General features: G+C 61.9%; 30 protein-coding genes, 1 other RNA gene and 1 riboswitch. Of the genes, 3 read left to right on the top strand and 28 right to left on the bottom strand.

Annotation, left to right across the window (positions count from 1 at the left end):
- Nucleotides 1-14: 14 nt before the first annotated feature.
- The 12 genes from I6L37_RS22050 to lfgB form a co-directional block, all read right to left on the bottom strand.
- Nucleotides 15-1,022 carry a hypothetical protein gene (locus I6L37_RS22050; RefSeq protein WP_224212338.1) on the bottom strand — a complete coding sequence of 336 codons (1,008 nt, stop codon included), beginning with the start codon at nt 1,020-1,022 and terminating at the stop codon, nt 15-17.
- Nucleotides 1,023-1,035: 13 nt separating this feature from the next.
- Nucleotides 1,036-1,935 carry a lateral flagellar hook-associated protein LfgL gene (lfgL, locus tag I6L37_RS06420; RefSeq protein ID WP_026456963.1) on the bottom strand — a complete coding sequence of 300 codons (900 nt, stop codon included), beginning with the start codon at nt 1,933-1,935 and terminating at the stop codon, nt 1,036-1,038.
- A gap of 11 nt (nt 1,936-1,946) precedes the next feature.
- Complete coding sequence (gene flgK, locus I6L37_RS06415) at nt 1,947-3,263, bottom strand: flagellar hook-associated protein FlgK (protein WP_216993557.1); 1,317 nt, start codon at nt 3,261-3,263, stop codon at nt 1,947-1,949.
- Nucleotides 3,263-3,661 (bottom strand): rod-binding protein, encoded by a 399-nt coding sequence (locus I6L37_RS06410; RefSeq protein ID WP_026456965.1) that lies wholly within the window; start codon nt 3,659-3,661, stop codon nt 3,263-3,265. The genes flgK and I6L37_RS06410 overlap by 1 nt, the downstream gene beginning before the upstream one ends.
- 8 nt (nt 3,662-3,669) lie before the next feature.
- Entirely contained in the window at nt 3,670-4,782 is a 1,113-nt protein-coding gene (gene fgIL / locus I6L37_RS06405; protein ID WP_026456966.1) for a lateral flagellar basal body P-ring FlgIL, read from the bottom strand.
- An 8-nt stretch (nt 4,783-4,790) separates the two neighbouring features.
- Complete coding sequence (flgH, locus tag I6L37_RS06400) at nt 4,791-5,462, bottom strand: flagellar basal body L-ring protein FlgH (protein WP_082037444.1); 672 nt, start codon at nt 5,460-5,462, stop codon at nt 4,791-4,793.
- Nucleotides 5,459-6,244: a lateral flagellar basal-body rod protein LfgG gene (lfgG, locus tag I6L37_RS06395; RefSeq protein WP_026456968.1), complete on the bottom strand. Its 786-nt coding sequence runs from the start codon at nt 6,242-6,244 to the stop codon at nt 5,459-5,461. Before lfgG ends, flgH begins: the two co-directional genes overlap by 4 nt.
- Before the next feature lie 63 nt (nt 6,245-6,307).
- Complete coding sequence (gene lfgF / locus I6L37_RS06390) at nt 6,308-7,042, bottom strand: lateral flagellar basal-body rod protein LfgF (RefSeq protein ID WP_124238842.1); 735 nt, start codon at nt 7,040-7,042, stop codon at nt 6,308-6,310.
- Nucleotides 7,043-7,051: 9 nt separating this feature from the next.
- Complete coding sequence (gene flgEL, locus I6L37_RS06385; protein WP_216993556.1) at nt 7,052-8,245, bottom strand: lateral flagellar hook protein FlgEL; 1,194 nt, start codon at nt 8,243-8,245, stop codon at nt 7,052-7,054.
- A gap of 19 nt (nt 8,246-8,264) precedes the next feature.
- Nucleotides 8,265-8,975, bottom strand: coding sequence for a flagellar hook assembly protein FlgD (locus tag I6L37_RS06380; protein ID WP_216993555.1), 711 nt, complete (start codon nt 8,973-8,975; stop codon nt 8,265-8,267).
- A gap of 3 nt (nt 8,976-8,978) precedes the next feature.
- A complete protein-coding gene (gene flgCL, locus I6L37_RS06375) occupies nt 8,979-9,404 on the bottom strand; it encodes a lateral flagellar basal body rod protein FlgCL (RefSeq protein WP_042025062.1) in 426 nt (141 codons plus the stop codon).
- Nucleotides 9,405-9,406: 2 nt separating this feature from the next.
- Complete coding sequence (gene lfgB, locus I6L37_RS06370) at nt 9,407-9,796, bottom strand: lateral flagellar basal body rod protein LfgB (protein WP_026457765.1); 390 nt, start codon at nt 9,794-9,796, stop codon at nt 9,407-9,409.
- A 49-nt stretch (nt 9,797-9,845) separates the two neighbouring features.
- Here lfgB and flgA point away from each other — a divergent pair, with 49 nt between their 5' ends.
- From flgA to lfgN, 3 genes are all read left to right on the top strand, one after another.
- Nucleotides 9,846-10,643, top strand: coding sequence for a flagellar basal body P-ring formation chaperone FlgA (gene flgA / locus I6L37_RS06365; protein WP_052445728.1), 798 nt, complete (start codon nt 9,846-9,848; stop codon nt 10,641-10,643).
- 78 nt (nt 10,644-10,721) lie between these two features.
- Nucleotides 10,722-10,997 (top strand): flagellar biosynthesis anti-sigma factor FlgM, encoded by a 276-nt coding sequence (gene flgM, locus I6L37_RS06360; protein WP_026458467.1) that lies wholly within the window; start codon nt 10,722-10,724, stop codon nt 10,995-10,997.
- Complete coding sequence (lfgN, locus tag I6L37_RS06355) at nt 10,994-11,437, top strand: lateral flagellar protein LfgN (RefSeq protein ID WP_026458466.1); 444 nt, start codon at nt 10,994-10,996, stop codon at nt 11,435-11,437. The genes flgM and lfgN overlap by 4 nt, the downstream gene beginning before the upstream one ends.
- 23 nt (nt 11,438-11,460) lie before the next feature.
- On the opposite strand, the gene lfiJ is transcribed toward lfgN, so the two are convergent.
- The 16 genes from lfiJ to rsmI form a co-directional block, all read right to left on the bottom strand.
- Complete coding sequence (lfiJ, locus tag I6L37_RS06350) at nt 11,461-11,874, bottom strand: lateral flagellar protein LfiJ (RefSeq protein WP_026458465.1); 414 nt, start codon at nt 11,872-11,874, stop codon at nt 11,461-11,463.
- 6 nt (nt 11,875-11,880) lie between these two features.
- Nucleotides 11,881-13,212, bottom strand: a complete 1,332-nt coding sequence (gene lfiI, locus I6L37_RS06345; protein WP_042025061.1) for a lateral flagellar FliI-like assembly ATPase LfiI — start codon at nt 13,210-13,212, stop codon at nt 11,881-11,883.
- Complete coding sequence (lfiH, locus tag I6L37_RS06340) at nt 13,205-13,897, bottom strand: lateral flagellar assembly protein FliH (RefSeq protein ID WP_042025060.1); 693 nt, start codon at nt 13,895-13,897, stop codon at nt 13,205-13,207. Before lfiH ends, lfiI begins: the two co-directional genes overlap by 8 nt.
- A 12-nt stretch (nt 13,898-13,909) precedes the next feature.
- Nucleotides 13,910-14,938, bottom strand: a complete 1,029-nt coding sequence (fliGL, locus tag I6L37_RS06335) for a lateral flagellar motor switch protein FliGL (protein WP_042070863.1) — start codon at nt 14,936-14,938, stop codon at nt 13,910-13,912.
- The gene (gene fliFL / locus I6L37_RS06330; protein ID WP_026457267.1) at nt 14,925-16,664 is read right to left on the bottom strand and encodes a lateral flagellar M-ring protein FliFL; all 1,740 of its coding nucleotides are present in this window, start codon (nt 16,662-16,664) and stop codon (nt 14,925-14,927) included. The genes fliGL and fliFL overlap by 14 nt, the downstream gene beginning before the upstream one ends.
- 8 nt (nt 16,665-16,672) lie before the next feature.
- A complete protein-coding gene (gene lfiE / locus I6L37_RS06325; protein WP_026457266.1) occupies nt 16,673-16,999 on the bottom strand; it encodes a lateral flagellar hook-basal body complex protein LfiE in 327 nt (108 codons plus the stop codon).
- 3 nt (nt 17,000-17,002) lie between these two features.
- Nucleotides 17,003-18,271: a sigma-54 dependent transcriptional regulator gene (locus I6L37_RS06320; RefSeq protein WP_328706059.1), complete on the bottom strand. Its 1,269-nt coding sequence runs from the start codon at nt 18,269-18,271 to the stop codon at nt 17,003-17,005.
- Nucleotides 18,272-18,512: 241 nt separating this feature from the next.
- Nucleotides 18,513-18,600, bottom strand: a riboswitch (cyclic di-GMP riboswitch).
- A gap of 186 nt (nt 18,601-18,786) precedes the next feature.
- A complete protein-coding gene (gene lfhA, locus I6L37_RS06315) occupies nt 18,787-20,862 on the bottom strand; it encodes a lateral flagellar biosynthesis protein LfhA (RefSeq protein ID WP_216993553.1) in 2,076 nt (691 codons plus the stop codon).
- A 3-nt stretch (nt 20,863-20,865) separates the two neighbouring features.
- Nucleotides 20,866-22,002 (bottom strand): flagellar biosynthesis protein FlhB, encoded by a 1,137-nt coding sequence (gene flhB, locus I6L37_RS06310; protein ID WP_216993552.1) that lies wholly within the window; start codon nt 22,000-22,002, stop codon nt 20,866-20,868.
- A complete protein-coding gene (lfiR, locus tag I6L37_RS06305) occupies nt 21,999-22,781 on the bottom strand; it encodes a lateral flagellar biosynthetic protein LfiR (RefSeq protein WP_216993551.1) in 783 nt (260 codons plus the stop codon). Before lfiR ends, flhB begins: the two co-directional genes overlap by 4 nt.
- Nucleotides 22,778-23,047, bottom strand: coding sequence for a flagellar biosynthesis protein FliQ (gene fliQ, locus I6L37_RS06300; protein WP_042025053.1), 270 nt, complete (start codon nt 23,045-23,047; stop codon nt 22,778-22,780). Before fliQ ends, lfiR begins: the two co-directional genes overlap by 4 nt.
- 1 nt (nt 23,048) lies before the next feature.
- Nucleotides 23,049-23,783, bottom strand: a complete 735-nt coding sequence (fliP, locus tag I6L37_RS06295) for a flagellar type III secretion system pore protein FliP (protein WP_042025052.1) — start codon at nt 23,781-23,783, stop codon at nt 23,049-23,051.
- Nucleotides 23,783-24,160, bottom strand: a complete 378-nt coding sequence (gene lfiN / locus I6L37_RS06290) for a lateral flagellar motor switch protein LfiN (protein ID WP_026456147.1) — start codon at nt 24,158-24,160, stop codon at nt 23,783-23,785. Before lfiN ends, fliP begins: the two co-directional genes overlap by 1 nt.
- An 8-nt stretch (nt 24,161-24,168) precedes the next feature.
- Entirely contained in the window at nt 24,169-25,047 is an 879-nt protein-coding gene (gene lfiM / locus I6L37_RS06285) for a lateral flagellar motor switch protein LfiM (protein ID WP_026456148.1), read from the bottom strand.
- 226 nt (nt 25,048-25,273) lie between these two features.
- Nucleotides 25,274-25,659, bottom strand: an RNA gene (gene rnpB / locus I6L37_RS06280) — RNase P RNA component class A.
- 61 nt (nt 25,660-25,720) lie between these two features.
- Entirely contained in the window at nt 25,721-26,554 is an 834-nt protein-coding gene (gene rsmI, locus I6L37_RS06275) for a 16S rRNA (cytidine(1402)-2'-O)-methyltransferase (RefSeq protein ID WP_041210140.1), read from the bottom strand.
- Nucleotides 26,555-26,581 lie beyond the last annotated feature (27 nt).

Raw genomic sequence — 26,581 nt, 5'->3', positions numbered from 1 at the left:
GGAAGAGCGTCTCTTCAGCTCAGGAGTGCCACTACGTTCTGGCGGGAAACATTGGCCTGGGCCAGCAGGCCCGACATGGTGCCGGCAAAGCCCCCTTCCCTGAGCTGGCTGGCCAGCAGCGACTGGATCTGCTCCAGCTCCGCCGGGGTGGCCGACTGGGTGCGCGCCTTGACCTGAGCCAGCTGCTTGACCATCTTCTGGCGAAACTGTTTGAGATCGCGCACCGAGTGTTCGATCTCCGCCAGCATCCGTTGCAGCCGTTGCCGCTCCTGGCGCAGCTCACCCTGACTGATCCCCTCTCCCAGCCGGGTCAGCTGACCCGCTGCGGCCTTGAACTGGATTGGCACAGGGTTGCCCGCCGGGATGCGGATCCCCTCGCCACTGATCAGCACGGGTTCATCGAGCTTGCGCCGCTGGTTGTCGGCGATGGAGAGCTCCAGCTTGCCCAGTTCGTTGAGCCGGGCCTGGATATGCTCCTTGCGCAGCGCCTGATCAAGGCGACCGACGGCCTCCTTCTGGCTGGCGCCGGCAGGCAGTTGCACTTCCACCGCACTGCCACTCTGGGGAAAGGAGAAGACCAGTCGTTCGCTGCCATTGCGGGGGGAGAGCAGATCCAGCTGATCGGCACTGTAATTGATCCGGCTTTCGCTCGCCGATGCCAGCAGGCGCGGCTTCAGTTCTGCGGTCAGCGGCCCCTGGGGCTGGATGAGCTGGGCTTCCATCTGTTTGAGACGGCTGGCGATATCGCTGCCGGCCACGCTGCGTTGTGACAGTTGCTGCTCGACCCGCTTGAGTTCGCCCCAGATACGGCTGAGGGCCTGTTCGCCCCCCTGGGCATGGGCGATCCTTTGCTGGGCCACGCTCATCAGGGCCCAGCGATCCAGCTTGGTGACATCGGGGGCCCGAAAAGAAGATTTCTTGCCAGAATGAAGGGGTTGCTCAGCCTCCGTCCGCCCCTGCAATCTGGGGTGCGCGGGGGTCTCTGCTATCCCGCCGGCTCGGGTGGCCTGGATCTTCATCATGGTTTCTCACTTGTTACGGCATGTAGTTGAACAGGCTGAGCCCGTTCACTTTGACAAACGCCTGCTGCTGTACTTGCAATGCCATCAGGACATGAGCCTGCTTGGTCACCGCACTGGCATAGTCAAGGGACTCAATCTGGTTGCTGAGTTCCTTGCTGTAGATGCCCTTCTCTTCATGACCTTCATCGACCTGATCGAGCAAGTTCATGCGGGCGCCTATATTACTCACCATGTCGCTGATGTCATCCTGCAGGGTGGCACTGCGATCCAGCATGGCACCCGCTTTCTCTCCCGCATCCGGGGCGCCGCTCTCCAGCGCCGCCACCGTCTCATCAAGCTGCTTGAAGAAGTCGCCATCATCGATGAACAGCTTGTCGGCGGTCTGGTTCAACCCTATGGTGACCCCCTTGGCGATAGTCACCTCGCGCACCAGGCCATCACCCTTGTAGCTGTAGCTGCCATCGGCCTCTTTCACTATGGTGGTGTTGTTCACCTGGCTGCCGGCAAACAGGCTGGAGCCGCTCTCGTTGCGCGCGTTGGCCAGATCCAGCAGACCATCCTTGATGATGGCCATCTCGCTGGCGGCGGCCCGACGGTCCTCATCGGACATGGAGCCGGTAGCCGCCATCTGGGTCAGATCCCGCAGGCGCATCAGCATATTGGTCATGCTGTCGAGCTGGATCTCCCCCTGGGAGAGCTGGCTCTTGGCGTTGGCGATGTTCTTCTGGTACTGCTCCATCGCACTCTGTTCCTTGTGCAGCCCCAGCAGGCGCACGCTGCCGACCGGATCGTCGGACGGCTGCAGAATCCGCTTGTTGCTGGCGATCTGGCGATCGAGGCGGGCATAGTCCCCCAGTCCCCGTTGCAGGTTGTCGAGCATGCCAAGCTGGATCTGGTTGGTACTCACGCGCATGACGATGCTCCTTAGAACAGGTTGAGGATGGAGCCGAACAGCTGGTCGGCGGTGCTGATCACCTTGGCATTGGCCTGGTAGAGCTGGGTGTAGGACATGATCTTCATCCCCTCTTCATCCAGGTTGACGCCACTGACGCTGCTGAGGTTGCGAGCCAGCTGCTTCTCCATGTTGGCGTCCGCCTCCATGGTGGCCTTGGCCTGACCGCTCTTGACCGCCAGGTCCCCCAGCAGGGAGCTGTAGGCGTCGTACTGGGCGTCCTTGATGGTCAGCATATCCTGCAGGTTGCTGTTGTCCCCCGCCCCGCCGGTCTTGGCGAAGGCCAGATCCGAACCGGTGAAGCCATCGGCCAGACGCAGGGTCCCGGCAGGATCCAGCGGGTCATAGACGAACATCGCCTTGCCCGGCTTGCCGTTCAAATCCACCCCGGCGATCTGCACCTTGTTGAAATCATCCGCCAGTTGCTTGGCGATCTGGCCGATCTCGTCTCGCATCGGGCGCAGGGTGTTGGCACGATAATCGAGGATACCCGCCAAGCTTCCCCCTTGCAGGGAGGGGATCTCGAAGGTTTGTCCGGCAAAATCCAGCTTGAGCTTGTCGCCGGTCAGGGCGAGGCGGCTGGCGCTGCCCCCCACCACCAGCGGCTGGCCTTGCGGCAGGCTGAGGGCATAGGAGCCATCGCCCTGGCGGTTGACCCGCACTTCCACCAGACCGGAGAGTTCGCGCACCACCTGATCCCGGCTGTCTTCGAGGGCCGAGGTGTTGACCCCCTTGCTCTGCTGATCGGCGATCTGCTGGTTGAGCTCGGCAACCTGGTTCAGGTAGCTGTTGACCTGCTTGACCGAGCTGCCCAGCTGGTCGTCGATCTGCTTCTCCTGGGTCAGCAGACTCTCGTTGAGCTGGCCGAAGCGGTTGATCAGGGCACCCGCCGAACTGACAATCTGGCTGCGCTGCGCCGGGGTTTCCGGGCTGTCCACCGCGGCACTCAGGGCCGAGAAGAAGCTGTCCAGCCCCTTGGAGATGTTCATCGACTCACTGCCCAGCAACTGCTCGGCGGTGTTGATGTACTGGTAATGAGAAAGGGAGGAACCGACGGCAGACATGCCGCGCCAGTGCTGGGTCACCATGTAGGCATCGGTTATCCGGCGAACACCGTTGACCGCCACTCCCATGCCGTTGTCCATGCGGCCGAAACCGGCCAGGGTGCCCATGGTGGCCTCCTGGCGGCTGTAGCCGGCGGTATCGACGTTGGCAATATTCTGGGCGGACACGTTGAGGGCTATTTGGGCCGCGCTCAAACCGCTAAAACCGATATTGATCAGTGACATCAGTCAACCTTCTTCATTTTTGCCGAATTCAGAGGCTGGCTGAATGCAGCCAGGGTCTGGGAGTCTGAAGCGACCACGGGCTCGACATTCTTTAGCGCGCCCCCCAACTGGCTGACCATATGTTCCTTGAGCCCCAGACCGCCGCGCTTGACCATGCTCATGGCCAGCTGGCTGTCGTACATGTCGCGGTAGAGGCTCTCCCCCTTGATCAGCTTGTCCTCTTCATCCTGCAGGGCATCACTGGCCGAGCGCATGTGCTTGAGCACGGTTTGCAGAAAGCTCACCTCGAATTGGCCTGCGGCCGCCTCGAGGGCGGCCCGCTGGTCCGGATTGCTTTTGATCTGCTGAAGTTCGTTGAGATCCTGATAGAAGCCAGGCTCGCTCGTAATTCTGGTCATATGAATCCTTAAATAACCACCAACTCCCCTTCGAGAGCACCCGCTTCGTCCAGCGCCTGCAGAATTGCCATGATGTCATCCGGCGTGGCGCCAAGGGAGTTGACTGCCTTCACGATCACCTCGAGGGAGGTGCCTTCCGGCCAGACAAACATGTTCTTGCGTTCCCGATCGACCTGCACCCGGGAGTTGGGCGTGGTAGTAGTCTGGCCGTTGGAGAAGGCATTGGGCTGGCTGACCGTCTTGCTCTCGCCGATGGTCACCGTCAGGCTGCCATGGCTGACCGCCGCCTTGCGCACCTTGACCCCCTGCCCCATCACCACGGTACCGGTTCGGCTGTTGAACACCACCCGGGGACGCTCTTTGCCCGTATCGACCTGGATATCCTGCAGCAGGGCCATAAAGGAGACCCGCTGGCTCTCGTCCTTGGGGGCCATCACCTGGATGCGCCCCGCACTCACCGCCCGGGCGACCTGCCCCAGCTGCTGGTTGATGGCACGCTCGACGTTACGGGCCGTCTTGAAGTTCGGCTGATGCAGGTTGAGGGTCACCTCCGGCTTCTCGGTGAAGCTGCTCTTCACCTCCCGCTCTATGGTGGCCCCGTTGGGGATGATGCCGGCGGTCGGCACATTGATGGTCACCGACGAGCCGGACTGGCCTTCCGCCTTGACCCCCGCCACCACCAGGTTGCCCTGGGCGACCGCATAGACTTCGCCGTCAATGCCCCGCAGCGGCGTCAGCAGCAGGGAGCCCCCGCGCAGGCTCTTGGCATCCCCAATGGACGTGACGGTCACGTCCACCAGCTGCCCCTTGCCCGCCAGCGCCGGCAGGGTGGCCTGTACCGAGACCGCCGCCACGTTCTTGAGCTTGGGATCTATGTCTTCCGGCAGCTGGACCCCGAACTGCTTGAGCATGTTGGTCATCGACTGGCCGGTAAACTTGACCTGTCCCTTGTCACCGGTACCGGACAGGCCGACCACCAGGCCGTAACCCACCAGCTGGTTGGTGCGCATCCCCTGCACATCGGCGATGTCCAGCAACGGCCGCTTGGCCGGCGCCGGTGCAGCCGCCTGGGCCAGCCAGGGCAGGCAGAGACAAATCAGGGGAATAAACCACTTTTTCATGTCAAACCTCAAAATGGCGCGAAGGCCGAGCTGAAGAACCTCGCCAGCCAGCCCATCTGGTTGCTGTCGGCCAGGGCGCCGCGCCCGGCATAGGTGATCCTGGCGTCGGCGATGCGCTGGGAAGAGATGCGGTTGCTCTGGTCGATGTCTTCCACCCGCACCATGCCCCCGAGGCGGATATATTCATCCCCCTGGTTGAGGCGGATCCACTTCTCGCCGCGGATCTCGAGCACCCCGTTGGGGTAGACATCCGCCACCGTCACCGTGATGGCCCCCGCCAGGGTATTCTGCTGGCTGGAGGTAGCGCCGCCGTCGAAATCCCGATCGGCACTGACGCTGGCCCCCCAGTCCGGCCGCAAGGTACCACCGATGGAAGGGGCAGGCACATTCATGCTGCTGTTCTTGCTCATGCTGGTGTTGGCCTTCTTGCTGGACTGGGTCCGCTCCTCCAGCATCACGGTCAGGATGTCGCCCACCCGGTAGGCGCGACGATCCTGGAACAGGGTCATCATGTAGTCGCCCCGGTAGAGCCCGCCGTCTTCACCCTGGACGTTGGCGATCATCTTGGATCGGGAAGGAGCCCACTTCTCGTCACCGGGCTCGGGCGCCTTCAGTTCATAGGTGGCACAGCCCCCCAGCAGCAGTACCAGCCAGATATAACGCAGCAACGCCATCATCAGAGCGCCTGGGTCACGAACTTGAGCATCTGATCGGCCGCGGAGACCACCTTGGCGTTCATCTCGTAGGCACGCTGGGTAGTGATCATGTCGACCATCTCCTCCACCACGTTGACGTTGGAGCTCTCCAGGGTGAACTGCTTGATGGCTCCCATTGCCTCCTCGCCCGGCACCCCTTCGATGGCCTCGCCGGAAGCACCGGTGGCACGGTACAGGTTGCCCCCGAGGGCTTCAAGACCCGCCGGGTTGGCGAAGTTGGTCAGGGTGATGCGACCCAGTTCGACGTTCTCCTGCTGGCCCGGCAGGGTGGCGCTGACGGTACCGTCCGTACCGATCGACACCTTGGTGGCGTTGTCCGGGATCTCGATCTGCGGCACCATCGGCAGGCCGTCGGCGTTGACCAGCAGGCCGTCGGCATTGCGGTGCCACTGGCCGTTACGGGTATAGGCAGTCTCGCCGTCCGGGCGCTCAACGCCGAAGAAGCCAGCCCCCACGACCGCCATGTCCAGCTCCTGGTTGGTGTTCTGGAACTGACCGGAGGTGAAGACCTTCTGGGTGCCGACCACCCGCACACCATTGCCCATCTGGATGCCGATCGGGGCCTCGTTCTGCTGATCCTGCTGGGCACCCGGTTGGCGCTGAACCTGATAGAACAGATCTTCAAACGCCACGCGATCGCGCTTGAAGCCGACCGTGTTGACGTTGGCCAGGTTGTTGGAAATGCTGGCCATCTTGGTATCTTGCGCGGCCAGACCCGTCTTGCCGACCCACAGTGCTGCGTGCATCTTGTCTCTCCATTCGTTTGCTGGCCGCCAGACCCTTGCCCGGCGACCGGAATAATCCGGCTATCAGCCTTGACCCGAGATGAGGCGTGCCCCCTGGCGGGCCTGATCATCGGCGCTCTTCATCAACTTGACCTGCAACTCGAAGTTGCGGGTCAGCGCCATGCTGCTGACCAGTTCGTCCACGGCATTGACGTTGGCCCCTTCCAGAAATCCGGAGGCCATCACCACCTCGTCACTCATCTCGGCATCCTCGCCCTGACGCTGGCGGAACAGGCCGTCCGGCCCCTTCACCAGTTCACGGGTGTCCGGATTGACCAGCTTGAGCCGGCCGACTTCGAGGCGGGCACCGCCCCCCGGCGGGGTGACGCTGAGGGTGCCGTCCTTGCCGAAGTGGATGTCGCGATAGGCGGGCAACACCAGCTCACCGCCATCACCCAGCACGGGGCGACCGTTGAGGGTGAGCAGGCCGTCGGCATCCTGGGTCAGATTGCCGGCCCGGGTGTAGGACTCCTTGCCATCGGCGGACTGTACGGTGAAGAAGCCTTCGCCACGGATCGCCACGTCCAGCGGGCGACCGGTCTGCATCAGGACACCGGCCTTGAAGTCGGTGCCGGCCAGCTCTTCCCGCGCCATCACGCGACTCTGGTAGCCGTCGCCGGTCAGGGCAAGGGCCGAGACGCGCTCGAAGTCGGCCCGAAAACCGGCCGTGTTGACGTTGGCCAGGTTGTTGGCCCTGATCTGCTGTGCCATCAGGGTGTGTTGCGCCCCCGACATGGCGGTATAGATAAGCTTTTCCACGGTTCAGCCTTAGAAGGAGTTGAACAGGACCTGGGTCATCTTGTCAGCGGAGCTGATGGTCTTGGCGTTGGCCTGATAATTGCGCTGGGACGTCATCAGGCTCACCAGTTCACCGGTCAGATCCACGTTGGAACCCTCATAGGCACCGGCAGTCAGTTTGCCCAGGGTGCCCGAACCGGGAACCCCCAGCACCGGCTGGCCGGAGCTGAAAGACTGCTGCCAGGTAGTGTTGTTGGTCTGCAGCAGGCCGTTGGGGTTGGCGAAGTTGGCCATCACCACCTGCCCCTGCAACAGGCTCTGCCCGTTGGTGAAGGTGGCATACACGCCGCCATCGGCATCCACCCGCACGCCGGTCAGATCCCCGGCGGTGTAGCCGTTGGACTGGTTGCGGGTCGCGTTGAAGTCGGATGCGTACTGGCTCACCTTGCTGATGTCGACGGTGAGCTCAAGGGGGTTGGCACCCGGCGGGGTCAGGGCCAGCTTGGGCATGGCGGTAGGCGTGGCCAGGGTACCATCCTTGTTGAAAGTCAGCGCGACCGGCGCCTTCAGATCGGTGCCGTCGAAGGTGTAATGCACGGTCCAGCTGTTGTCGCCGGTCTTGACGAAATACTGGGTCACGCTGTGTTCGCTGCCGAGGGAGTCGTAGACCTTGCTGGTCTGGGAGTAGCTGTAGCTCTCGCTCTTGGCCGGATCGAACGGGTTGGCAGTCGGGTCGATCACGCTGGCATCGGCCTTCAGGTTGGCGACGAACTCCAGGGTATCGGAGGCCTTGGCGGGCAGGCTGCCGGCCTGAACCTGGATATCCCCGATCACCCCGGCCTGCAGCTCGCCTGCCGCGTTGGTGGAGTAACCCTGCAGGCGGGCGCCGTTGGCAGCCACCAGATGGTTGCTGGCATCACGCTGGAACATGCCGGCGCGGGTGTAGGAGCTCTGGCCGTTGGCCTCTTTCAATACGAAAAAACCGCTGCCGGAGATGGCCAGATCCAGTCCGCGCCCGGTGCGCATCAGGTCGCCGTTGCGTTCGAAGTTCTGGGAGACGTTGTTCATCTCCACCCCGCCCGCCTGGCCACCGCCATAAATGGCGGCGAATTCGGCACGGCTGGATTTGAAGCCGGCGGTGCTGGCGTTGGCCACGTTGTTGCTGATGACGCTCAGCTCCTGGTTTACGGCGCGCAGGCCGCTCAATCCGATATTGAAAGACACGGGTTCAATCCTCTGTTAGTTACGCCGACTTGCCAAACTGAACTGCGCTGAAGAGGGGAACTTCACCCACCCCGGCGACCTGCAACATGATCTCGCCCGTTCCCGGTAGCGACACGCGTTCCACTGTGCTGGCAACATAATTCTTGGTAGTGACCGCGGCCCCATCCATGGATGCCTTGACCTCGAAGCTGTACTTTCCGGGCGGCAGCGCGGGCAACTCATAGTCGATCGCCCCCGGTTTGCTCTCGCCCCAGTTCTGGCTGGCCACCTGCTGGCCATGCTCGTCGAACACCTTGAGCTCGATCTGGTTGGCGGTGCTGGGCAGCTCGATCTGGCCGCGGATCGCCTGCTCTTCGGAGAGCTCCAGCGTACCGCTGGGTACCATCACTTCCTTGTCGATAAGGTCGGTGCTCTGCAGTACCTGCTGGGTGTCCATCATGGCGATGGACTGCTGTTGCAGGATCTTCAACCCTTCGACCCCCTCCACCATGCTGAACTGGGCCAGCTGGGTGACGTACTGGGCGCCGTCGAGGGGATTGGTCGGATCCTGATTCTGGATCTGGGCCACCATCATCTGGAGAAATTCATTGCGCAGCTGAACGCCCTGGCTGCCTTGGGAACCCTGATTTCCCTCGGTTTGTCCCGCATTGTTTGAGGCTATCTCCGGGGTGGCGCCAGCGCGCTGGCTGCCCCGTGCACTGTCCAGATTGCTGACTTGTGGCAGGCTCATCGGTTAGACCCCCTGACCAAGACGCAGCAGCCCCTGCTGCATGCTGTTGACCCGGTTGATCACCTCGACCGAGGTCTCGAAGCCACGGGAGGCGCTCATCATGTCGGCCATCTCTTCCACCACGTTGACGTTGGAGTAGTAGACATAGCCATCTTCATCGGCGAGCGGGTTGGTGGGCTCCATGCGCTTCTCGACCATGCGGTCGGACTGCACTATGCCGGCGACCTGTACCTGGGCCGCACCCAGTCCTTCAGCGTCCTGAACGCGCTGGTAGAGGGTGGAGAAGACAGGTTTGATCGCACGAAAGGCGCTCTCTTCGCTGCTCGCGGCGCTGTCGACGTTGGCCAGGTTGGAGGCAACGGTGTCGAGTCGTACCGTCTGAGCCCGCATGGCGCTGCCCGCGATGTCATAGATCTTGTTGAATGACATGATTAACGTCCCTCGATCGCCTTGGCGATCCCGGTGATTTTCATATTGAGAAAGGTCAGGCTGGTCTGGAAATCGGTGGCGTTGTTGGCAAACTTGCTCTGCTCAACGCTCAGTTCGGCCGTGTTGCCATCCATGGATGGCTGATAGGGAATGCGGTATAGCGGATGACGCATCTCGTCGGCCATGCTGCCCTGAGTGATGGCGGCGCTTTCGTCACCGCGCGCAACTTGCCGTGCGACCCCGTTCAAAATCGTCTTATAATCCACATCCCGCGCCAGATACCCGGGGGTATCCACGTTGGCCAGGTTGCCAGCCAGAATGCGGGCGCGATCCGCTCTGACTTCAAGCGCATAGGGGTGCACGCCAAGGGCGCGGTCAAACGAGAGGCTCATGTTTTATCCTTTTCCATCAATCGGACCGATGCGGGTGTTATCAAGAGTCATGCCAATCCTGACAATCCACGCCAAGGGCGGCCTCGCGCCGGTCCGGGGGCAAACCGGCAACCAAGAGGTGGAAGCCAGACTTCCTGCATGGAAATCCGGGCTCGCTCTCTTCCTGCTGCTCGGCAGCGTTAATGCACACGCGGCCCAGACTCTGGCCGACGAGCTGGAGGATGCCCTGATCCGGGACGCCCGTACCACGCTGGAGGAGTACGTCACGCAGCAAGGCTGGCCCACCCCGACCGCTGACTATCAGGTCTGGCTCTCGTCGGCGGTGGCCCACCTCCCCCCCTGCGAGCAGCAGGTGCAGTTGCAGGCGGGCGGTCAGTATCGCCAGCCCTGGGGACGCCGCCCCTATCTCATCACCTGCCTGAGCCCGAGCTGGCAGTTGCGGGGCCGGGTGGAGGTCAATCTGACCCTGCCGGTCTGGGTGGCCGCGCAGGACATCCAGCGCGACGTCCCGATCACCGCAGCGGACGTGCTGGTGCAGGAGCTGGACGTCAGCCGCCTGCAGCGGGGATTCATCCCCGCCAACCAGTCGCTGCAGGGTTACAAGAGCAGCCGCCATCTCAGGGCTGGCCATCTGCTGGGGGAGCTGGATTTGCAGAAACCCTGGGCCATCGAGAAGGATCAAGGGGTACTGATCCGGGCCAGCGATGGCTCCTTCTCCGCCACCACCCGGGGCGAGGCGCTGGAAAACGGCGCCATCGGGGATGCCATCAAGGTCAGAAACAGCCGCTCGGGCAAGGTGATCCAGGCCTGGGTCGTCGGCCGGGGGGAAGTGGAAACCCGTTTTTGACCTTCCGCCACGATTCGATTCAAGTTCAGCGTGACTTGGGTCGCCTATTTCAGGGTAAGACCATCAGGAAGCCAGATTATGAAGATTACTCGCACCGATCCGCTCTATAGCCAGCCCCAAGCGGCCCGCAAGCAGGAAGCACCGGCGACCCAGGCACCGGCCAGCCAGCCCCGGAGCGATGCCAAAATCAGCGCCACCGCGCAATCCGTGACCCAGGCCAGTGCGCTCCTGAGTACCACCTCGGATGTGGACATGGACAAGGTGAACCAGATCCGCCAAGCCATCAGCGAAGGCCGGCTGGAACTGGACATGGACGCCCTGAGCCAGGCCATTGTGGACATGCACCGCCGATGAGCCTGACAGCCAAGGAGCGGGTACGTGAGCTGATCGTCGGCATCCAGCAGGATACCGGACGCTATCAGGAGCTGGAGCAGGTGTTGCAGCGCCAGCACGCCCTGTTGGCAGCCCATGACGTGGACAGCCTTGCCACCCACAACCAGCAGCAGAACCGGCTGATGGCCCAGGTGCAGTTGCAGGCCCAGCAGCGCTGCCAGCATCTGCTGGCGCTGGGGCTCAAACCGGATGAAAAGGGGATGGCCAAACTTATAGCCAAGCTGCCCGACAACCTGCAGCGCCAGGTCGGCGCGCAGTGGCAGCAGCTGGAGCACTCCCTGAAACGCTGCCTGCACCAGAATGAACTCAACGGCCGCCTGCTGGCCGGACAGATAGAGACGATCCAGACCCTGCTCGGCCAGGAGCCCGGCTACGGTCAACCGGACGACTTTCGCGACTGAGCAACCCTTCCTGATGTGAGTGCTCAGCCTCCCCTGGCGAGGTAACGCAGGCTGGCCAGCTCGTCGAGCTGATGCTGATCCCGCTTCTCCTGCTGTTGCTGTCCCTGTGCCGCCCGGCGCGCCAGCAGCAGCTCAAGTCCCTTGACCCGACCCACCTGCTGTCGCATCACTCCTTCATGATGATCCAGGTCCATCCTGGCCAGAGTCGACTGCTGCACCTGATGGGAGAGCATCTTGCGCAGCTGGCCATCCATCTGCTGACGGTTCTGCCACAGCAGGGGATGAAACGGCTCGGCACCGGGACGCAGGGCGGCGATCACCTCCTGCAGCTTGTGCGCCCGTTGCTCTTCCTGCAGGGCGATCTCGCGCAGCCGCCGCCGCTCCTGACCCAGCTTCTCCAGCTCATCCTGTTGCAATCCAAGATACGACTTGAGCATGACGACTTACCCCTGTCCCAACACCTGCTTGAGGCCCGCCATCACCTGCTGGAAGGGCACTTCCTCATGAAGCCCCTGCTGCAGGAAGGCGGCGATGGCCGGATAGCGCTGCACAGCCTCATCCATCTGCGGATCGGCGCCGGGCTGGTAGCCACCCAGAGGCAGCAGCTCGCGCACCTGCTGATAGCGCCCCCACAGCTGGCGCAGCGTCACCGCCAGTTGCTGCCATTCGCCCGGCACCACCTGGGGCATCACCCGGCTGACCGAGGCGCCGATATCGATGGCCGGATAGTGCCCCTCCTCCGCCAGACGGCGGGTCAGCACTATATGACCATCCAGGATGGCCCGGGCGGCATCCACCACGGGATCCTGCTGATCGTCCCCTTCCGCCAGCACCGTATAGAAGGCGCTGAGGCTGCCATCCGGGTGGGTGCCGTTGCCAGCCCGCTCCACCAGCTGGGTCAGCATGCCGAAGACTGAGGGGGGATAGCCGCGGGTCGCGGGGGGTTCCCCGACCGCCAGTGCGATCTCGCGCTGGGCCTGGGCGTAACGGGTCAGGGAGTCCATCAGCAGCAGCACGTCCTGCCCCTGCTCCCGGAAGTATTCGGCGATCCGGTGGCAGAGCTGGGCAGCCCGCAGCCGCATCAGGGGAGACTGGTCGGCCGGCGCGGCGATCACCACGGCCCTGGCCAGCCCTTCGGCCCCCAGGCTGTGCTCGATGAACTCACGCACCTCCCGGCCCCGCTCCCCAATCAACCCTACCACCACGATCTGCGCCGCCGTGTTGCGGGTCATCATGCCGAGCAGCATGCTCTTGCCCACCCCGGAACCGGCAAACAGGCCGAGGCGCTGGCCCTTGCCCACCGTCAGCAGGCCATTGATGGCACGGATCCCCACATCGAGGGGCTCGCGCACCGGCACCCGCAACAGCGGGTTCGGAGGCATGGCAAACAGGGGAACCGGCTCCCCCGCCTCGGGCAGGGGACGGCCGTCGAGTGGCTGGAGCAGGCCGTCGAGCACCCGCCCCAGCAGATGGGAACCGATGCGTACCGTCTCCTCCCCCTCGACCGGTTCGACCCGGGCACCGGAATAGAGACCGCTAATAGGCTGAAGAGGCATCAGGAAAGAGACGTCGCGGTTGAAGCCGACTACTTCGGCCAGCAGGGGGGCCCCGCCGGCCGTGCTGACCCGGCAACGCTGCCCCATCACCAGCTGGCAGCCCACCACTTCAAGGGTCAGCCCGGTGACTCGCACCAGGCGACCATAACGACGAAAGGAGGGCAGCTCATCGAGGTTGTCGAGCGCCGAGGTCAGCGCCCGCTGCAGAGCGTCATGCATCCTGGGTGACGCTCAGCGAGCTGTTGACCTGCTCGATGCAGGCCGTCAGACGGGTGCTGGTGCTGACTTCCACCACGGCAGCCCGGGTCTCGATGCGGGCGTCGCCCACCGCCAGGGCCGGATCCACCTGCAGGGGCCACCCTTCGCAGCGGGTCACGCCCTGCTCCAGCAGACGTTCGCGATCCCCTTCGTTGAGGTAGATCACCAGCTCTTCGGGATCGGCTGGCAGGGTCGCCAGCGCCTGTTCCACCTGATGCAACACCTGTTGCGGGTTGAGGGTGAACTCGGCCATGATGACCCGCCTCGCCACCTGCTCCACCAGCTGGGCGATCAACGCCTTCTGCTGCTGCATCTTCTCCTGGGTCAGGGCGCTCCACTGCTCCTGCAGTTTGGCAAAGGGGGCCATCGCCTTCTCGAACTCGGCACGCCCCTCTGCCAGCCCCTGGGCAAAGCCCCGGGTCTGTCCCTGTTGCAGTCCCCGACTCTCCCCCTCCTGCAGGCCGCTGGTCAGGCCCTGCTGATAGCCGGTCTGATAACCTTCATCATGACCCTGCTCCAGCCCCTGCTGATAGCCGTATTCGAACTGTTCCTGCTGGTTCTGGGCCTCTTCGCCACTCTGGCCCAGGGCAGGAAAGCGGTACAGACGGGTCGCCCCAGGCTGCAACTTGCGCACATGGTGACTCATGGTTGCCTCCTGTTAGCTGACCGTGGGCTCTTCGAACAACATGAACTCGATCTCGCCCTGCTCGACCAGTTCGCGCACCAGTTGCATGACTTCGGTGCGGGCCTGTTCGACCTTGCGCAGGGAGACGCTGCCCTGATTCTGGATCTGGTCGTCGAGCGCCTGTGCCATCCGCTTGGGCATGGCACCCAGCACCACCTTGCGGAAGCTGGCCTCGGTATTCTTGAGCGCCAGGGCCAGCAGCTCGCTTGGCAGCTCCTGTACCAGACGCTGCAGGGTTTCGTCGCTCTGGCGACGCAACGCCATGAAGTCGAACATGTTCTTCTCGATCTCGATGGCCATCTCGCCATCGTGTTCGCGCAGCAGGGAGAGCATTTGCTCCTTGTTCCCCTGATAACGGTTGAGAATATCGGCGACCTGGCGAACCCCGTTGACCTTGGCACCGGCCTGATCGGCTACATAGGCCAGGCAGCGCTCCAGAGTCAGACGCAGCTCGCCCAGCACATGCTCGCTCACCGTGCTGAGGCCGGCGACCCTGACCAGCAGGTCGTCGTGAACCGAGCCCGGCAGGGCATCGAGTACGGCCGAGGCAGTCTGGGGTGGCAGGAAGGCCAGCAGTACCGCCTGCATCTGGGGGTGCTCGTTGCGAAAGAAGCGGGCCAGCACGTCGGCCGGCACCCACTGCAGACGCTGGATATCCTGGCTCATCACGTCGCCATACAGGCTGTCGAGCAGGCTGCGGGAGAGAGACTGGCCGAGGGCCAGATCCAGGGTCTGTTCCAGATACTCCCGCGATGCACTGCCGATGCCGCTCTGCTCGCGGTACTGGTTGAAAAACTGCTGCAGGGTCCAGCGCGCCTCCATCGAGCTGACGCCGGGCAGCCCCGCCATCTTGGAGATGAGGCGCTGCACCTCGTCCCGGGAGAGCTTCTGCATCACCTTGGCGGCCGCCTCCGTGCCCATGCTCAGCAGCAGGATGGCGGCCTTCTCGAGGTCGTCGATGTCAACATCGACCGCATTCTGGTTCAGGTTAACGTTGTTCATTGCCACTCACCCATGTTCTGATCACTTCCGCCACTCTGGCGGTGTCCTTCTCAACCAGCAGCTGGAGGTGCTTGAGCTGGACCTCCAGCTCCGAGCCAGGCTCGGGCAGCGAATCCATGTCGACGGCGGCGAAGTGCGGCTGGCCGGCACCTTCCGAGCGGATCAGGCTGTTGGACATGGCCGTCGCCGCCTCATCCTCTTCATCGCCGCTGCGGCGCATGGCGAGACCGACGGTCGGCTCCTGCTCCTCTTCCTGTTCCACCGTCTCATCGACCGGCTGCTGGGTACGCACCAGATGCTTGACCAGAGGTCGGATGCCGAAGAAGACCAGTGTCAGGCCCAGCAGACCGCCGACCAGATAGCGCAGGGAATCCTGCCAATAGGGGGTTTCCCACCAGCTGGATTCGGGGATGGTGACCGCCGGGGCGCCGGTGAAGCTGAACACCTGCAGGCTGATCTGATCGCCGCGCGTCTGATCGAAACCGACGGCGCGTTCCACCATCTGGCGGATCTGCTCGAGCTGATCGGCATTCCAGCCCTCCTTGGGCGCGATCTGCTGGTTGAGCAGCACAGAGACGTTGATCTTCTCCAGCCGGCCCTGCTGATAGCGGGTATGTACTATGGTGCGGCTGTTCTCGTACTGCTTGGTGACTTCCTGACGCTCAGTACGCGCATCCCCCTTGGAGGGCGCCTCCTTCTCCTTGCCATCCTCGGCCGCATTGGCGGTCGTCTCCGGCGGACGGTTGGAGAGGGCCCCCGGTATGCCGAGTGCCAGGGAGTCGATGGTCTTGTCGGACTTGCTGGACTCACGGGTCAGCACGCCGGACGGATCGAGCTGCTGCTGGGTCTCTTCCACCGCATTGAAATTCACATCCGCGGCGATCTGCACCCGGAAGTTGCCGTTGCCCAGCATGGGGATCAGCATGTCGTTGGCCCGCTGACGGATGTATTGCTCCAGCTTGCGGGTGTACTCCATCTGCTGCACGCTCTGCTTGCCGAACGTGGCCTTGTCGCCCACCTCGGCACTGAGCAGCTGGCCGGCCTGGTCGACCACGGTCACGGCGCCGGGCTTCATGCCGGAGATGCTGCCCGCCACCAGGTTGGCGATGGCCTCGACCTGACCGGGCTCGAGGGACTGGCCCGGCTGCAGATCCAGCATCACGGAGGCGCTGGGCTTCTCTTCATCCCGACCGACGAACAGGGTCCGCTTGGGGATCGCCAGATGTACCCGGGCACTGCGGATCGCATCGAGAGAGATAATGGTTCTGGCCAGCTCCCCTTCCAGGGCATGGCGATAGCGTGCCCCTTCCATGAATTCACTGGTGCCGAGACCCGTCACCGCATTGAGCCCTTCCAGCCCGGCAGGCATGGCGGCACGCACCCCGCGCGCGGCCAGCGCCATGCGCACAGGAGCCAGCTGGTGTTCAGGCACCAGGATCTGCCCTGAGCTCTTCTCCAGCCGGAACGGTATCTGCTCCTTTTCCAGCATCTCCATGATGTTGGCGGTGTCGTACAGTTCCTGCTTGCCGTAGAGCGGGACGTAATTCTTGCTGGAGGTCCAGAGGATCACCACTATGGTGCCGGCGACGATGGCAGCCAGCAGCGCGATGGTCAAAATGGATTTGTTGTCGCGGGATAGATTGCGCCAATGCCGCAATCCCTCTTGCAACCTGTCTTTCAGCGAGCCGTCCTGTTCCCCCGGCCTGGATGTCACGAGTTCAGTCATCTGTTACCTCAGAGCGGCATGCGCATGATGTCGTCAAACCCGGTCATCAACTTGTTGCGCACCTGCATCAGGGCGGAAAAGCTGAGGCCGGCCTTTTGACTCGCCACCATGGCACCCACCAGATCATCGCTCTGGCCGGTATCGACGGCAGCCATCAAGCGGGACGAGACATTCTGCTGCTCGTTGACACGACCGATGACATCCTGCATGGCGTTGCTGAAGGAGACTTCCGGCGTGCCGTTTGACTCGATGGAAGGCGCCTGGCTGGCGACACGCTGCATCTCCTGCATCTGCTGCAGTAGTGTTACTTGTGATGACATCATTTCAATCTTCACTCTTTATCCCTCTGCTTGAATCTGCCGTTCGATATCAATGCCTTGCTCACGCATTGCCGCCAGCTTGTATCGCAATGCCCTGGTCGTCATCCCGAGCGCATCCGCGGTACGGGTACGATGGCCACGAAAGCGACGCAAGGTTTCCAGTACGAATTGAAATTCCGCATTGCGGCGGGTCTCGCTCAACCCGTCGCATGACCCCACCAGGTCAACAGGCGCACTCTCGTCATCCTGCTGATCGATGGGCAACATCAAATCGATCGCCTGTATATGCAAACCCCGAGCCATGATCAACGAACGCTGGATGACATTGTCGAGCTCGCGCACATTGCCAGGCCATTGATAAGTAACCAGTTGCCGGGCGGCGGCCTCGCTCAGACGGTAGCCCTGAGCGGGGGCATGTTGCTCGATGAAAAAGCGGGCCAGCGGCAGAATATCTTCCGGCCGCTCACGCAGGGCGGGCCAGCTGATGGGCAGCACATCCAGCCGATAGAAGAGGTCTTCGCGGAACTGTCCTTCCGCCACCAGGGTGCGCAGTTCCTTGTTGCTGGCGGCGATGATCCGCACGTCGAGGGAAATGGTCTGGTGGCTACCGAGACGCTCCACCTCTTTCTCCTGCAGGACGCGCAGCAGCTTGGTTTGCAGGGGCAGGGAGAGTTCGGAGATCTCGTCCAGCAGCAGGGTCCCCCCCTGGGCCAGCTCGAACTTGCCGGGCTGGGCACTGGTGGCGCCGGTGAAGGCCCCCTTGTTGTGACCAAACAGGATGGATTCCAGCATGGCTTCGGGGATTGCCGCACAGTTGATGGCGACGAAGGGCTTGCCCGCCCGGCAGGACATGTCGTGGATATAGCGGGCGAGGCACTCCTTGCCTGTGCCCGACTCGCCGCCGATCAGGATGGTGGCACAGGTCTTGGCCGCTCGCCGTGCCAGCTGGAGTACCTGCAGGCTCTTGTTCGAGACGGCGACCAGGTTCGGGATCTTCTGGCGCAGGCGCAGGCCACACTGGATGGTTTCCAGCAGTTGTTGGGCACTGAAGGGTTTGACAATGTAGTCGATCGCGCCGGCACACATGGCTTCGGCGGCCAGATTGGCCTGGTTCTCGTTGACCAGAATAATAGAATCAACACCGGCAAACGATTTCAATATTCCGGGGCCAGCTTCCGTCATGGCATCCATGTCAAATAAGATGAGACCCGTGCGATTTTTATTAACAAAATCGCCAACCTTATTTACTGAATTAACCCTGACTACCGGATATCCATGCCCTGACAATATGTCTGCAGTGTGACAAGTTGCAGCAAATTCCGGCTGCACTAACAAAATAGGCAGGTTCGAGACATGATGTTCCCGTATTTCATCAAATACGGGCATATTATTATCATTCATTAATGTCAGACACCCTTGCTGATGGATTTAGCAATAAACCAAGCATGAGTCGTCAAAACGCGCACCCACAGTCCAAAAAAGGACCGTGTTATTAAAGTAAAACCATGATAACCAAGATGATTGGCTGTCTGGCAACCCCGCTGTCATAAGCATTACTGCTGTTAGACCGGTAGCTTTGCGTCCTGACTTTTCAGTTCAGTTTGCCCTTGTCCTGTGACAACCCTTTCAGGGATGAGGCGCCTGGAAGAGGCGAATCCATTCAGTGTCGGACACTAATGATATATTAGTGTTCAACACGACGAAAATTGTCAAAAGCTGTCACATAATAACTTCTTTAAATTGCATAGCAAGTAAGCATGCGGAAAAAAAACTTCCCACAGGAATCCCTTCCTGAACATAAATTATCCAAGAGTGCCTATTACTTCGACTCTTAAATCTTCGGGAACCTCATTATATGAGAGTACTTTGAGGCCTTTGGCGAAAGAACGGGCATATCTGGCCATTAATGGCCTCAATTGCGGCATGACTACCAATACGGGGGCATGACCCAGCTGCTGCAACTGCTCCTTCACCAACGGCATGTTTTGCTGCAACTGGCCAAGCAGCTGGGGATCGACCGGGAAGCTGTCCAGCTGGATCTTGCCCTGCTGCTGGGCCTGGTTCATGGCGGCCAGCAGGGTCTGCTCCAGCCGATCGTCGAGGGTGAAGGTTGCCAGCACGTCCCGCGTGCCGATCGACTGGCGGACGATCTGCCGTTTCAGGGCGCAGCGCACATCGGAGGCGAGCAGAACCGGATCCTTGGTCAGCTCGCTGGCGTCGAGCAGGGTGGTCGCTATGGTCCGGATATCGCACAGGCTGACCTGATCCTTGAGCAACTGGCGGAAAACCCGCAGCTGCTGCATCTGGGTCAGCGCCTGATTCAGCTCCTCGGCGAGACGGGGAGACTGGTTGGCCAGGAACTGGCCCAGCTTGCCCACCTCGTCATGACCAAACAGGGTATCGAGCTGCTCGCGCAGCAGCTTGCTGGCGTGGGTCGCGATCACGGTGGCCGAGTCCACCACCGAATAACCCAGGTTGAGGGCCTTGGCCTTCTGTTCCGGCGAGATCCAGACCGCACTCATGCCATAGGCAGGATCCTGGGTCAGCTCACCATCCAGAGAGCCGTAGGTCTCACCGCTGCTGATGGCCATCAGTCGGTGGCAATCCACATTGCCCCCGGCCAGCGACACGCCGGAGAGCTTGATGCGGTATTGATCCGGCTGGAGCTGCAGGTTGTCCCGCACCCGGATCTCCGGCAGCAGGAAGCCATACTGCTCGGAGAGGGTCTTGCGAATGCCTCTCACCCGGGCCAGCAGCTCGGCCCCCTTGTCCTGCTCGGCCAATGGCACCAGGCGATAACCCAGCTCGATGGCCACCGCATCCACGGTCGGCAGATCGCTCCAGTCCAGTACCTGCTGTTCAGGCTGGGTCAGCTGGCGGCTCAGTTCCTGGACGGCGTCCAGATCCGGTTGCTGCACACGGCGCTTGCTGACGCTCCAGCCTGTCCAGGCCAGCACGGCGGCAAAGCTGAGGAAGGCCAGCATCGGCATGCCCGGCACCAGACCCAGGATCAGCATGATGGCGGCGGCGGTATAGATGACGCGGGGGGACGCCAGCACCTGCTGTCCCACCTGCTCCGACATCTCACCCTCATCGCTCACCCGGGTCACTATGATGGCGGCAGCCGTCGACATCAACAGGGACGGGATCTGCGCCACCAGACCATCACCAATGGTCAGCAGGGCGAAGCGCTGGAACGCCTCTCCCACCGGCAGCGCATGCTGGAAGATACCGATGGCCAGACCGCCCACCAGGTTGATGATGAGTACCAGCAGGCCGGCGATGGCATCGCCGCGCACGAACTTGGAAGCACCGTCCATCGCACCATAGAAGTCCGCCTCGCGGGCGATCTCCTCGCGGCGGATCCTGGCCTGATGCTGATCCAGAATGCCGGCATTGAGATCCGCATCGATGGCCATCTGCTTGCCGGGCATGGCATCCAGGGTGAAACGGGCCGACACCTCCGAGATCCGCTCGCCCCCCTTGGTGATCACCACGAAGTTGATGATCATCAGGATCACGAACACCACCAGACCGACCACATAGTTGCCGCCGATCACCACTTCACCGAAGGCCTGGATGACCTTGCCGGCGGCATCTCCCCCTTCGTGGCCATGGAGCAGCACGACACGGGTAGAGGCCACGTTGAGGGACAGGCGCATCAGGGTCGCCACCAGCAGCACGGTCGGGAAGACCGAGAAGTCCAGCGGACGGCGGGCAGATACCGAGACCAGCAGCACCAGCACAGCCAACACTATGTTGAACGTGAACAGGGCGTCCAGCAGCCAGCCCGGCAGAGGCAGGATCATCATGGCCAGGATGGCCAACAGCATCAGCGGGATGGCTGTGTAGGATTGGGTCAAGATACGCCAGTTCAAAACTTACCTCTCAGGTTGACGTAATTCGGGCGGCACATGCAGGGGAGCAAGAGGCCTTGGCTTCTTGCCCTTGCCTGCCTGATAGGCCCGCAGCTGCAATACATGGTTCAATACATAGGCCACGGCGGTGAACAGGCCGGCCGGAACCTCCTGATCCACCCGGGTGGAGTAATAGATGGCCCGGGTCAGGTCCGGCAGGCTCATCACCGTCTTGTCGTGTTGTTTGGCCACTTCCCGGATCCGCGCCGCCATGCTGTCGACCCCCTTGGCAATCACGAAGGGGGCATTGGCCCTGGCGGGATCATATTTGATGGCGACCGCATAGTGGGTCGGGTTGACGATCACCACGTCGGCCTCGGGCACCCGCTGCTCGATGCGCGCGCGCGCCAGCATCCCCTGCACCTGACGGATCTTGGCCTTGATCTCGGGCCGCCCCTCGCTGTTGCGGTGTTCGTCCTTCACCTCCTGCTTGGTCATCCGCAACTGCTTATTGAGGGACCAGCTCTGGTAGGGGACATCCAGCACCGCGATCAGCAGTTGCACACTGCCGAGCAGGATAAAGGCCTGGGAGAGGATCCGCAGTGCCTGCTCCATCGCCAGCTGGGGCGGCATCCGGTTCATCATCAACAAATGGGGCCACTGGTGTTCCAACATCATGGCCAGGGTGCCGCCGATGAGCAGCATCTTGAGCAAGGATTTGACCAGCTCCATCAGGCTGTGATGGGAGAACATCCTGCCCAATCCTTTGATCGGATTTAGCTTTTCGCCACTTGGCAGCAGTTTTTTCCAGGTCAGCACCAGGCCGCCAGGCACTATGCTGAGCAGGATCAGCATCAGGGCAAGAAACCCGAACAGCGGCAGCAACACCCAGAGCATGTTCAGCAAAGCCTGTGCCAGCCACTCCGTCATCATCGCCGGGCTACGCTCCCCCTGCCAGTCGAAGCGAATGGGCTGACGCATCAGCTGTGCGAAAAACTGGCCAAAGGCAGGCACCATCCACTGCATGACCAGACCGCCAAGCAGCAGCAAGCCTGCCGAGCTCAGCTCCTTGGAGCGGGCGATCTGCCCCTCTTCCCGTGCTTTCTGCCGTTTCTGGCCGGAGGCCTCTTCGGTTTTGTCCTGGGCACTGCTCTGGCTCATGAGGGAGTCAACGCCTTCAGTTGTTCCAGTACATAGGTCACCAGATCAAGGTAACGGGCGGGGACGCCGCCAATGGAGAGCGCCATGGTCAGCAGCCCCAGCAACAGGGTCATGGGAAAGCCGAGCGAAAATATATTGAGAGAAGGGGCGGTACGGTTCATCACCCCGAAGGTGAGGTTGACCATCAACATGGCGACCACGGCGGGCAGGGTGAGAATGAGCGCCGCCCCGATCGACCAGCCAAGCAGGCCGACGACCCCCTTGATGTCGAGCAAATCCAGGGAAGAGCCGGGCGGCCAGCTGCGCAACCCCTGCACCAGAATATCCAGTGTCACCAGATGACCATTGAGCCCAAGAAACAGCAGGGTACAGAAGATCAGCATCAGCTGGCTGACGATGGGCGCCGTATCCCCGTTGCTGGGGTCATTCATCACCGCCATCGCCAACCCCATCTGCATGGAGAGGATCTGCCCCGCCATGGTCAGGATCATGAACAGCATCTGGACACAGAGTCCGAACAGCAGGCCAAACATCAGCTGCTCGATGGTCAGCACGATTGCCCCCGCACTGAAGGGATCGATCACCGGCAGGTAGTGCATCATGGGGGCCACCAGCAGGCTGAGAATAAAGGCGAGCAGCAGACGCACCTGGGGCGGGACGCGGCCATCTCCGAAGAAGGGCATCACCCAGAAGGCGGTCGCGATGCGGATGAAGGGCCACCACCACTGCCCCAACCAAGCCGTCAGCTCGGCCGCACTGAGGGACAGCAGCGAGTTCATCCTATCAGCCCGGGGATCTTGAGGAAGAGTTCATGAAACAAAGTGGTGATCTGCGACAACAGCCAGTTGCCGGTAAACATCAGGGTCATCAGGGTCACGATGAAGCGGGGCAGGAAGCTGAGGGTCTGCTCCTGGATCTGGGTAGCGGCCTGAAAGATGCTGACCACCAGGCCGACGATAAGGCCGGGCACGATCAGCACAGACACCATGGTCACCACCAGATTGACGGCCCCGCCTACCAGGGCAACGCTCTGCTCCGCCGTCATCTCAACCCCCTCCCCCGAAACTGGCAGCCAGGGTGCCCACCGTCATGGACCAGCCATCCACCAGAACGAATACCATCAGCTTGAACGGCAACGAGATGATGAGAGGAGAGAGCATCATCATCCCCATCGCCATCAACACGCTGGCCACCACCAGATCGATCACCAGAAACGGAATAAACAGCATGAACCCGATCTGGAACGCCGTATTGAGTTCGCTGAGCACGAAGGCGGGCAGCAGTATGCTGAAGGGCACCTCGGATTTCGCCATCTTGGTCGGCTCACCGGCGATCCGCATCATCTGCTCCAGGTCCGGCTCGCGGGTCTGGGCCAGCATGAAGCGGCGCAGTGGCTTCTCGGCGCGGGCGACCCCCTCAGACAGGGTGATCTCGTTCTGATCGAAGGGAACGAAGGCATCCTGGTAAATCTCGGTCCAGACCGGCCGCATGATGAGCAGGGTCAGGATCAGGCTGATGCCGATCAGCACCCGGTTCGGTGGACTCTGCTGCAGACCCAGCGCCTGACGCAAAATGGCCAGCACTATGATGATCCGGGTAAAGCTGGTCATCATCAGCAACAGCGTCGGCAACAACCCGAGCAGGGTCATGAAGAAGAGGATCTGCAACTTGATGTTGTAGTCCTCCCCCCCGCTGGCGCTCGGCGAGACCGAGAACAGCGTCATGTCGGCACCCCATCCGGGCAGTGCAAACAGCAGCAGGGTCAGCGGCAGATAGCGCATCAGTCGTCGACGCCACCCAGCAGGTTGGTGTCGATTACGTCGACCAGACGCAGGCCATACTTGCCGTTGACCACCACGACTTCGCCCTTGGCCAGCAGGCGGCCATTGACCCGCACATCCAGCGGTTCGCCCGCCAGCTTGTCCAGCTCAATCACGGCCCCTTCCTCGACTTTCATCAGATCCCCCAGCGGTACTTCGGTGCTGGCCACTTCCAGGGTGACCTTGACCGGGATCTGCCGGAAGAAGGAGAGATCCCGCTGCTTGCTGTTGCTGGTCGGCGCCATGTAATCCGCCGCGCTCGGCATGCTGATATCGTCGCCAAACAGCTGATCCAGTCCATCCAGGTCCAAGGGGTCATTCATCGTTTGCTCGCTCATGATTCGGTTTACTCCTCTACCACCGATGCAACCTGGTAGACCAGGCTGCCTTTATGTTCTGCAATCCGCCCGCTGAAACAGGGACGAGCACCAATCAGGGCCGGAACGACCTCGGGCAATTCCAGTGACAAGACATCTCCCACCTGGAGACACTCCAGATCGGCCAAAGTCATAGAGAGCTGCCCCATCACCACCCGCAGTTGCACGGGAACATGAGGCAGGACGCGGGACAGCTGCCCCTCCGGCAAGCTGGAAGTCGCCGGCTGCACCGACTCTTCGGCGGGCAACAGCCACATCTGCCATTCGTGCGCCATGTTGCCGGCCTGCATGGAGGCTCTGGTCACCAGCAACGGATGGGAAGGCAGCGCGTCCGGCTGTACTACGTTCAACTGCCACTTCAGATCTCCCAACCCCAGGCAAGCGGACCAGATATCGGTCTGGTATTGGCACAGGCGCAGCAGCAGGCGTTGTTCGGTATCTGTCACCCCTCGCGTGGCTGACAGGGGAGTCTCTTCTTTTTGCGGTTGCAGGGTACCGCCAAAAAACAGCACCGCCAGGCGGTAGAGCACCTGATGGGAAATGGAGAAATAGACGATGCGTTTCGAATCCAGCGGCGTCTTCGCCTCGACCCAGATCAATGGCGCTGCGCCGCGGGCCGGCGCCTCGGCCGCAAACTCGCTGTACGCCAGCTCGCAGTCGGCACTGTTGAACAGCTGGGCCATGCAGCTCGCCGCCTGGAGCGAGAAAGTGCTCAAGGGGGCATTGACCTGTTTCAGCCGGGCCTGATTGACCCGCTCTATGCCCAGCAAATCATAACGAGGAAGGGCTCTCCCCTGCTCCGCACTGAGCAGGCGGGAAGGTGTGTGCGCTACGCCGCTTGATGTCATTGAAAATCCACCTTAACCATTTCATCTCGCTTCACAGATCCCGGCTCGTTCATCAAACCAGCCCACGATAGATACTTGTTCGTTCACGCGGATCATTACGACTAAAAAAAGTTGGAACTTTAATCGAAAGTTCAAAAATTCCGCTATGACAGGAGACAAATTTTTAAGCAATAAAAAATCCCGATGCCGCAGGCATCGGGATTGTCGTGACGCATCACGGGAATTGGGTCGGAGTCGGCCTGTAAGCCGGGTTCTGTACCGGGTTGCCCCGGTGGCAATCATTCCTCTAGGCCAGCAATCGCTCGCTGGCTCAAGCAACCTACCCGCCCCCAACGCGGGCCGCGCCAATGGGGGCCTATTTGGTCTTGCTTCGGGTGGAGTTTACCGTGCCACGAACTGTTGCCAGTCGCGCGGTGCGCTCTTACCGCACCCTTTCACCCTTACCTGATCCCTTGCGGGCCATCGGCGGTCTGCTCTCTGTTGCACTGGTCGTAGGCTCGCGCCCCCCAGGCGTTACCTGGCACCCTGCCCTGTGAAGCCCGGACTTTCCTCCCCTCCGCCCGTCTGTCCCGAGGGACACAACGACGAAGCAGCGACTGCCCGGCCAACTCCGAGGCGCGGATTATAGCCTCGTGACGGAGTCGGGTAAACCGGCAATTCCCCTTAACCGGAATTAATAGTGTTCGAGACCGTATTTGTAGAGGGCGTTCTTCTTCACCCCGTGGATCTCGGCGGTGAGGGCCGCCGCCTTCTTGAGCGGCAGCTCGGCCACCAGCAGCCCCAGGGTACGGATCGCCTCGGCCGGCAGTTCCTCTTCTTCTTTATTGGCACCTGCCACCACCAGCACAATTTCGCCACGACAGCGGTTCTCGTCTTCGCCGAGCCAGGTCAGCATCTCGGAAGCAGGCAGGCCGTGGATCGATTCGAAGGTCTTGGTCAGCTCGCGGCACACCACCACCTGGCGTTCACCGAGGATACGGGCGATCGCCTCCACCGTGTCCTGCACCCGGCGCGGGGATTCGTAGAACACCAGGGAGCGGGTGTCTTCGATGACCGCCTGCAGCCGATCATCACGCCCCTTGCTCTTGGCTGGCAGGAAACCCTCGAACGCGAAACGGTCGGTAGGCAGGCCGGCGGCGCTCAGGGCCGTGATGGCGGCGCAGGGGCCAGGCAGCGGCACCACCTTGACACCCGCTTCGCGACAGCGGGTGACGAGATGGTAACCGGGATCGCTGATAAGCGGGGTGCCGGCATCGGAGACCAGGGCGACGCTCTTGCCCTCCTTGATACGACCGATTAGCACATCGGCCTTCTGCTGCTCGTTGTGGTCGTGCAGGGCGAAGGTCGGTACCGAGATTTGGTAGTGGCTGAGCAGGATGCCGGTATGGCGGGTATCTTCGGCGGCCACCAGATCAACACTGCGCAGGGTATCGAGGGCCCGCTGGGTGATATCCGCCAGATTGCCGATCGGGGTGGGGACTATATACAGGGTTGGGATGTCACTCATGGGATCTCCGAGTGCCCCGACAATTGT

The organism is Aeromonas sp. FDAARGOS 1407 (assembly GCF_019048725.1).
Taxonomy (GTDB): Bacteria; Pseudomonadota; Gammaproteobacteria; order Enterobacterales; family Aeromonadaceae; genus Aeromonas; species Aeromonas enteropelogenes.
The sequence above is the reverse complement of the archived record's forward strand: the minus strand, read 5'-3'. Positions and strand labels throughout refer to the sequence as shown.

Coding starts and splice junctions, on each gene's coding strand:
- lfiH (WP_042025060.1), bottom strand. CDS start 13,897: ATGAGTCACCATGTGCGCAAGTTGCAGCCTGGGGCGACCCGTCTGTAC.
- flhB (WP_216993552.1), bottom strand. CDS start 22,002: ATGAGCCAGAGCAGTGCCCAGGACAAAACCGAAGAGGCCTCCGGCCAG.
- lfiM (WP_026456148.1), bottom strand. CDS start 25,047: ATGACATCAAGCGGCGTAGCGCACACACCTTCCCGCCTGCTCAGTGCG.
- fgIL (WP_026456966.1), bottom strand. CDS start 4,782: ATGAAAAAGTGGTTTATTCCCCTGATTTGTCTCTGCCTGCCCTGGCTG.
- fliGL (WP_042070863.1), bottom strand. CDS start 14,938: ATGAACAACGTTAACCTGAACCAGAATGCGGTCGATGTTGACATCGAC.
- I6L37_RS06380 (WP_216993555.1), bottom strand. CDS start 8,975: ATGAGCCTGCCACAAGTCAGCAATCTGGACAGTGCACGGGGCAGCCAG.
- lfgG (WP_026456968.1), bottom strand. CDS start 6,244: ATGCACGCAGCACTGTGGGTCGGCAAGACGGGTCTGGCCGCGCAAGAT.
- rsmI (WP_041210140.1), bottom strand. CDS start 26,554: ATGAGTGACATCCCAACCCTGTATATAGTCCCCACCCCGATCGGCAAT.
- I6L37_RS22050 (WP_224212338.1), bottom strand. CDS start 1,022: ATGATGAAGATCCAGGCCACCCGAGCCGGCGGGATAGCAGAGACCCCC.
- lfgN (WP_026458466.1), top strand. CDS start 10,994: ATGAGCCTGACAGCCAAGGAGCGGGTACGTGAGCTGATCGTCGGCATC.
- lfiR (WP_216993551.1), bottom strand. CDS start 22,781: ATGAACTCGCTGCTGTCCCTCAGTGCGGCCGAGCTGACGGCTTGGTTG.
- I6L37_RS06410 (WP_026456965.1), bottom strand. CDS start 3,661: ATGACCAGAATTACGAGCGAGCCTGGCTTCTATCAGGATCTCAACGAA.
- fliQ (WP_042025053.1), bottom strand. CDS start 23,047: ATGACGGCGGAGCAGAGCGTTGCCCTGGTAGGCGGGGCCGTCAATCTG.
- lfgB (WP_026457765.1), bottom strand. CDS start 9,796: ATGAGCCTCTCGTTTGACCGCGCCCTTGGCGTGCACCCCTATGCGCTT.
- lfgL (WP_026456963.1), bottom strand. CDS start 1,935: ATGCGCGTGAGTACCAACCAGATCCAGCTTGGCATGCTCGACAACCTG.
- lfiI (WP_042025061.1), bottom strand. CDS start 13,212: ATGCATGACGCTCTGCAGCGGGCGCTGACCTCGGCGCTCGACAACCTC.
- flgCL (WP_042025062.1), bottom strand. CDS start 9,404: ATGTCATTCAACAAGATCTATGACATCGCGGGCAGCGCCATGCGGGCT.
- lfiJ (WP_026458465.1), bottom strand. CDS start 11,874: ATGCTCAAGTCGTATCTTGGATTGCAACAGGATGAGCTGGAGAAGCTG.
- flgA (WP_052445728.1), top strand. CDS start 9,846: ATGCCAATCCTGACAATCCACGCCAAGGGCGGCCTCGCGCCGGTCCGG.
- lfiN (WP_026456147.1), bottom strand. CDS start 24,160: ATGAGCGAGCAAACGATGAATGACCCCTTGGACCTGGATGGACTGGAT.
- fliP (WP_042025052.1), bottom strand. CDS start 23,783: ATGCGCTATCTGCCGCTGACCCTGCTGCTGTTTGCACTGCCCGGATGG.
- fliFL (WP_026457267.1), bottom strand. CDS start 16,664: ATGACTGAACTCGTGACATCCAGGCCGGGGGAACAGGACGGCTCGCTG.
- flgK (WP_216993557.1), bottom strand. CDS start 3,263: ATGTCACTGATCAATATCGGTTTTAGCGGTTTGAGCGCGGCCCAAATA.
- flgM (WP_026458467.1), top strand. CDS start 10,722: ATGAAGATTACTCGCACCGATCCGCTCTATAGCCAGCCCCAAGCGGCC.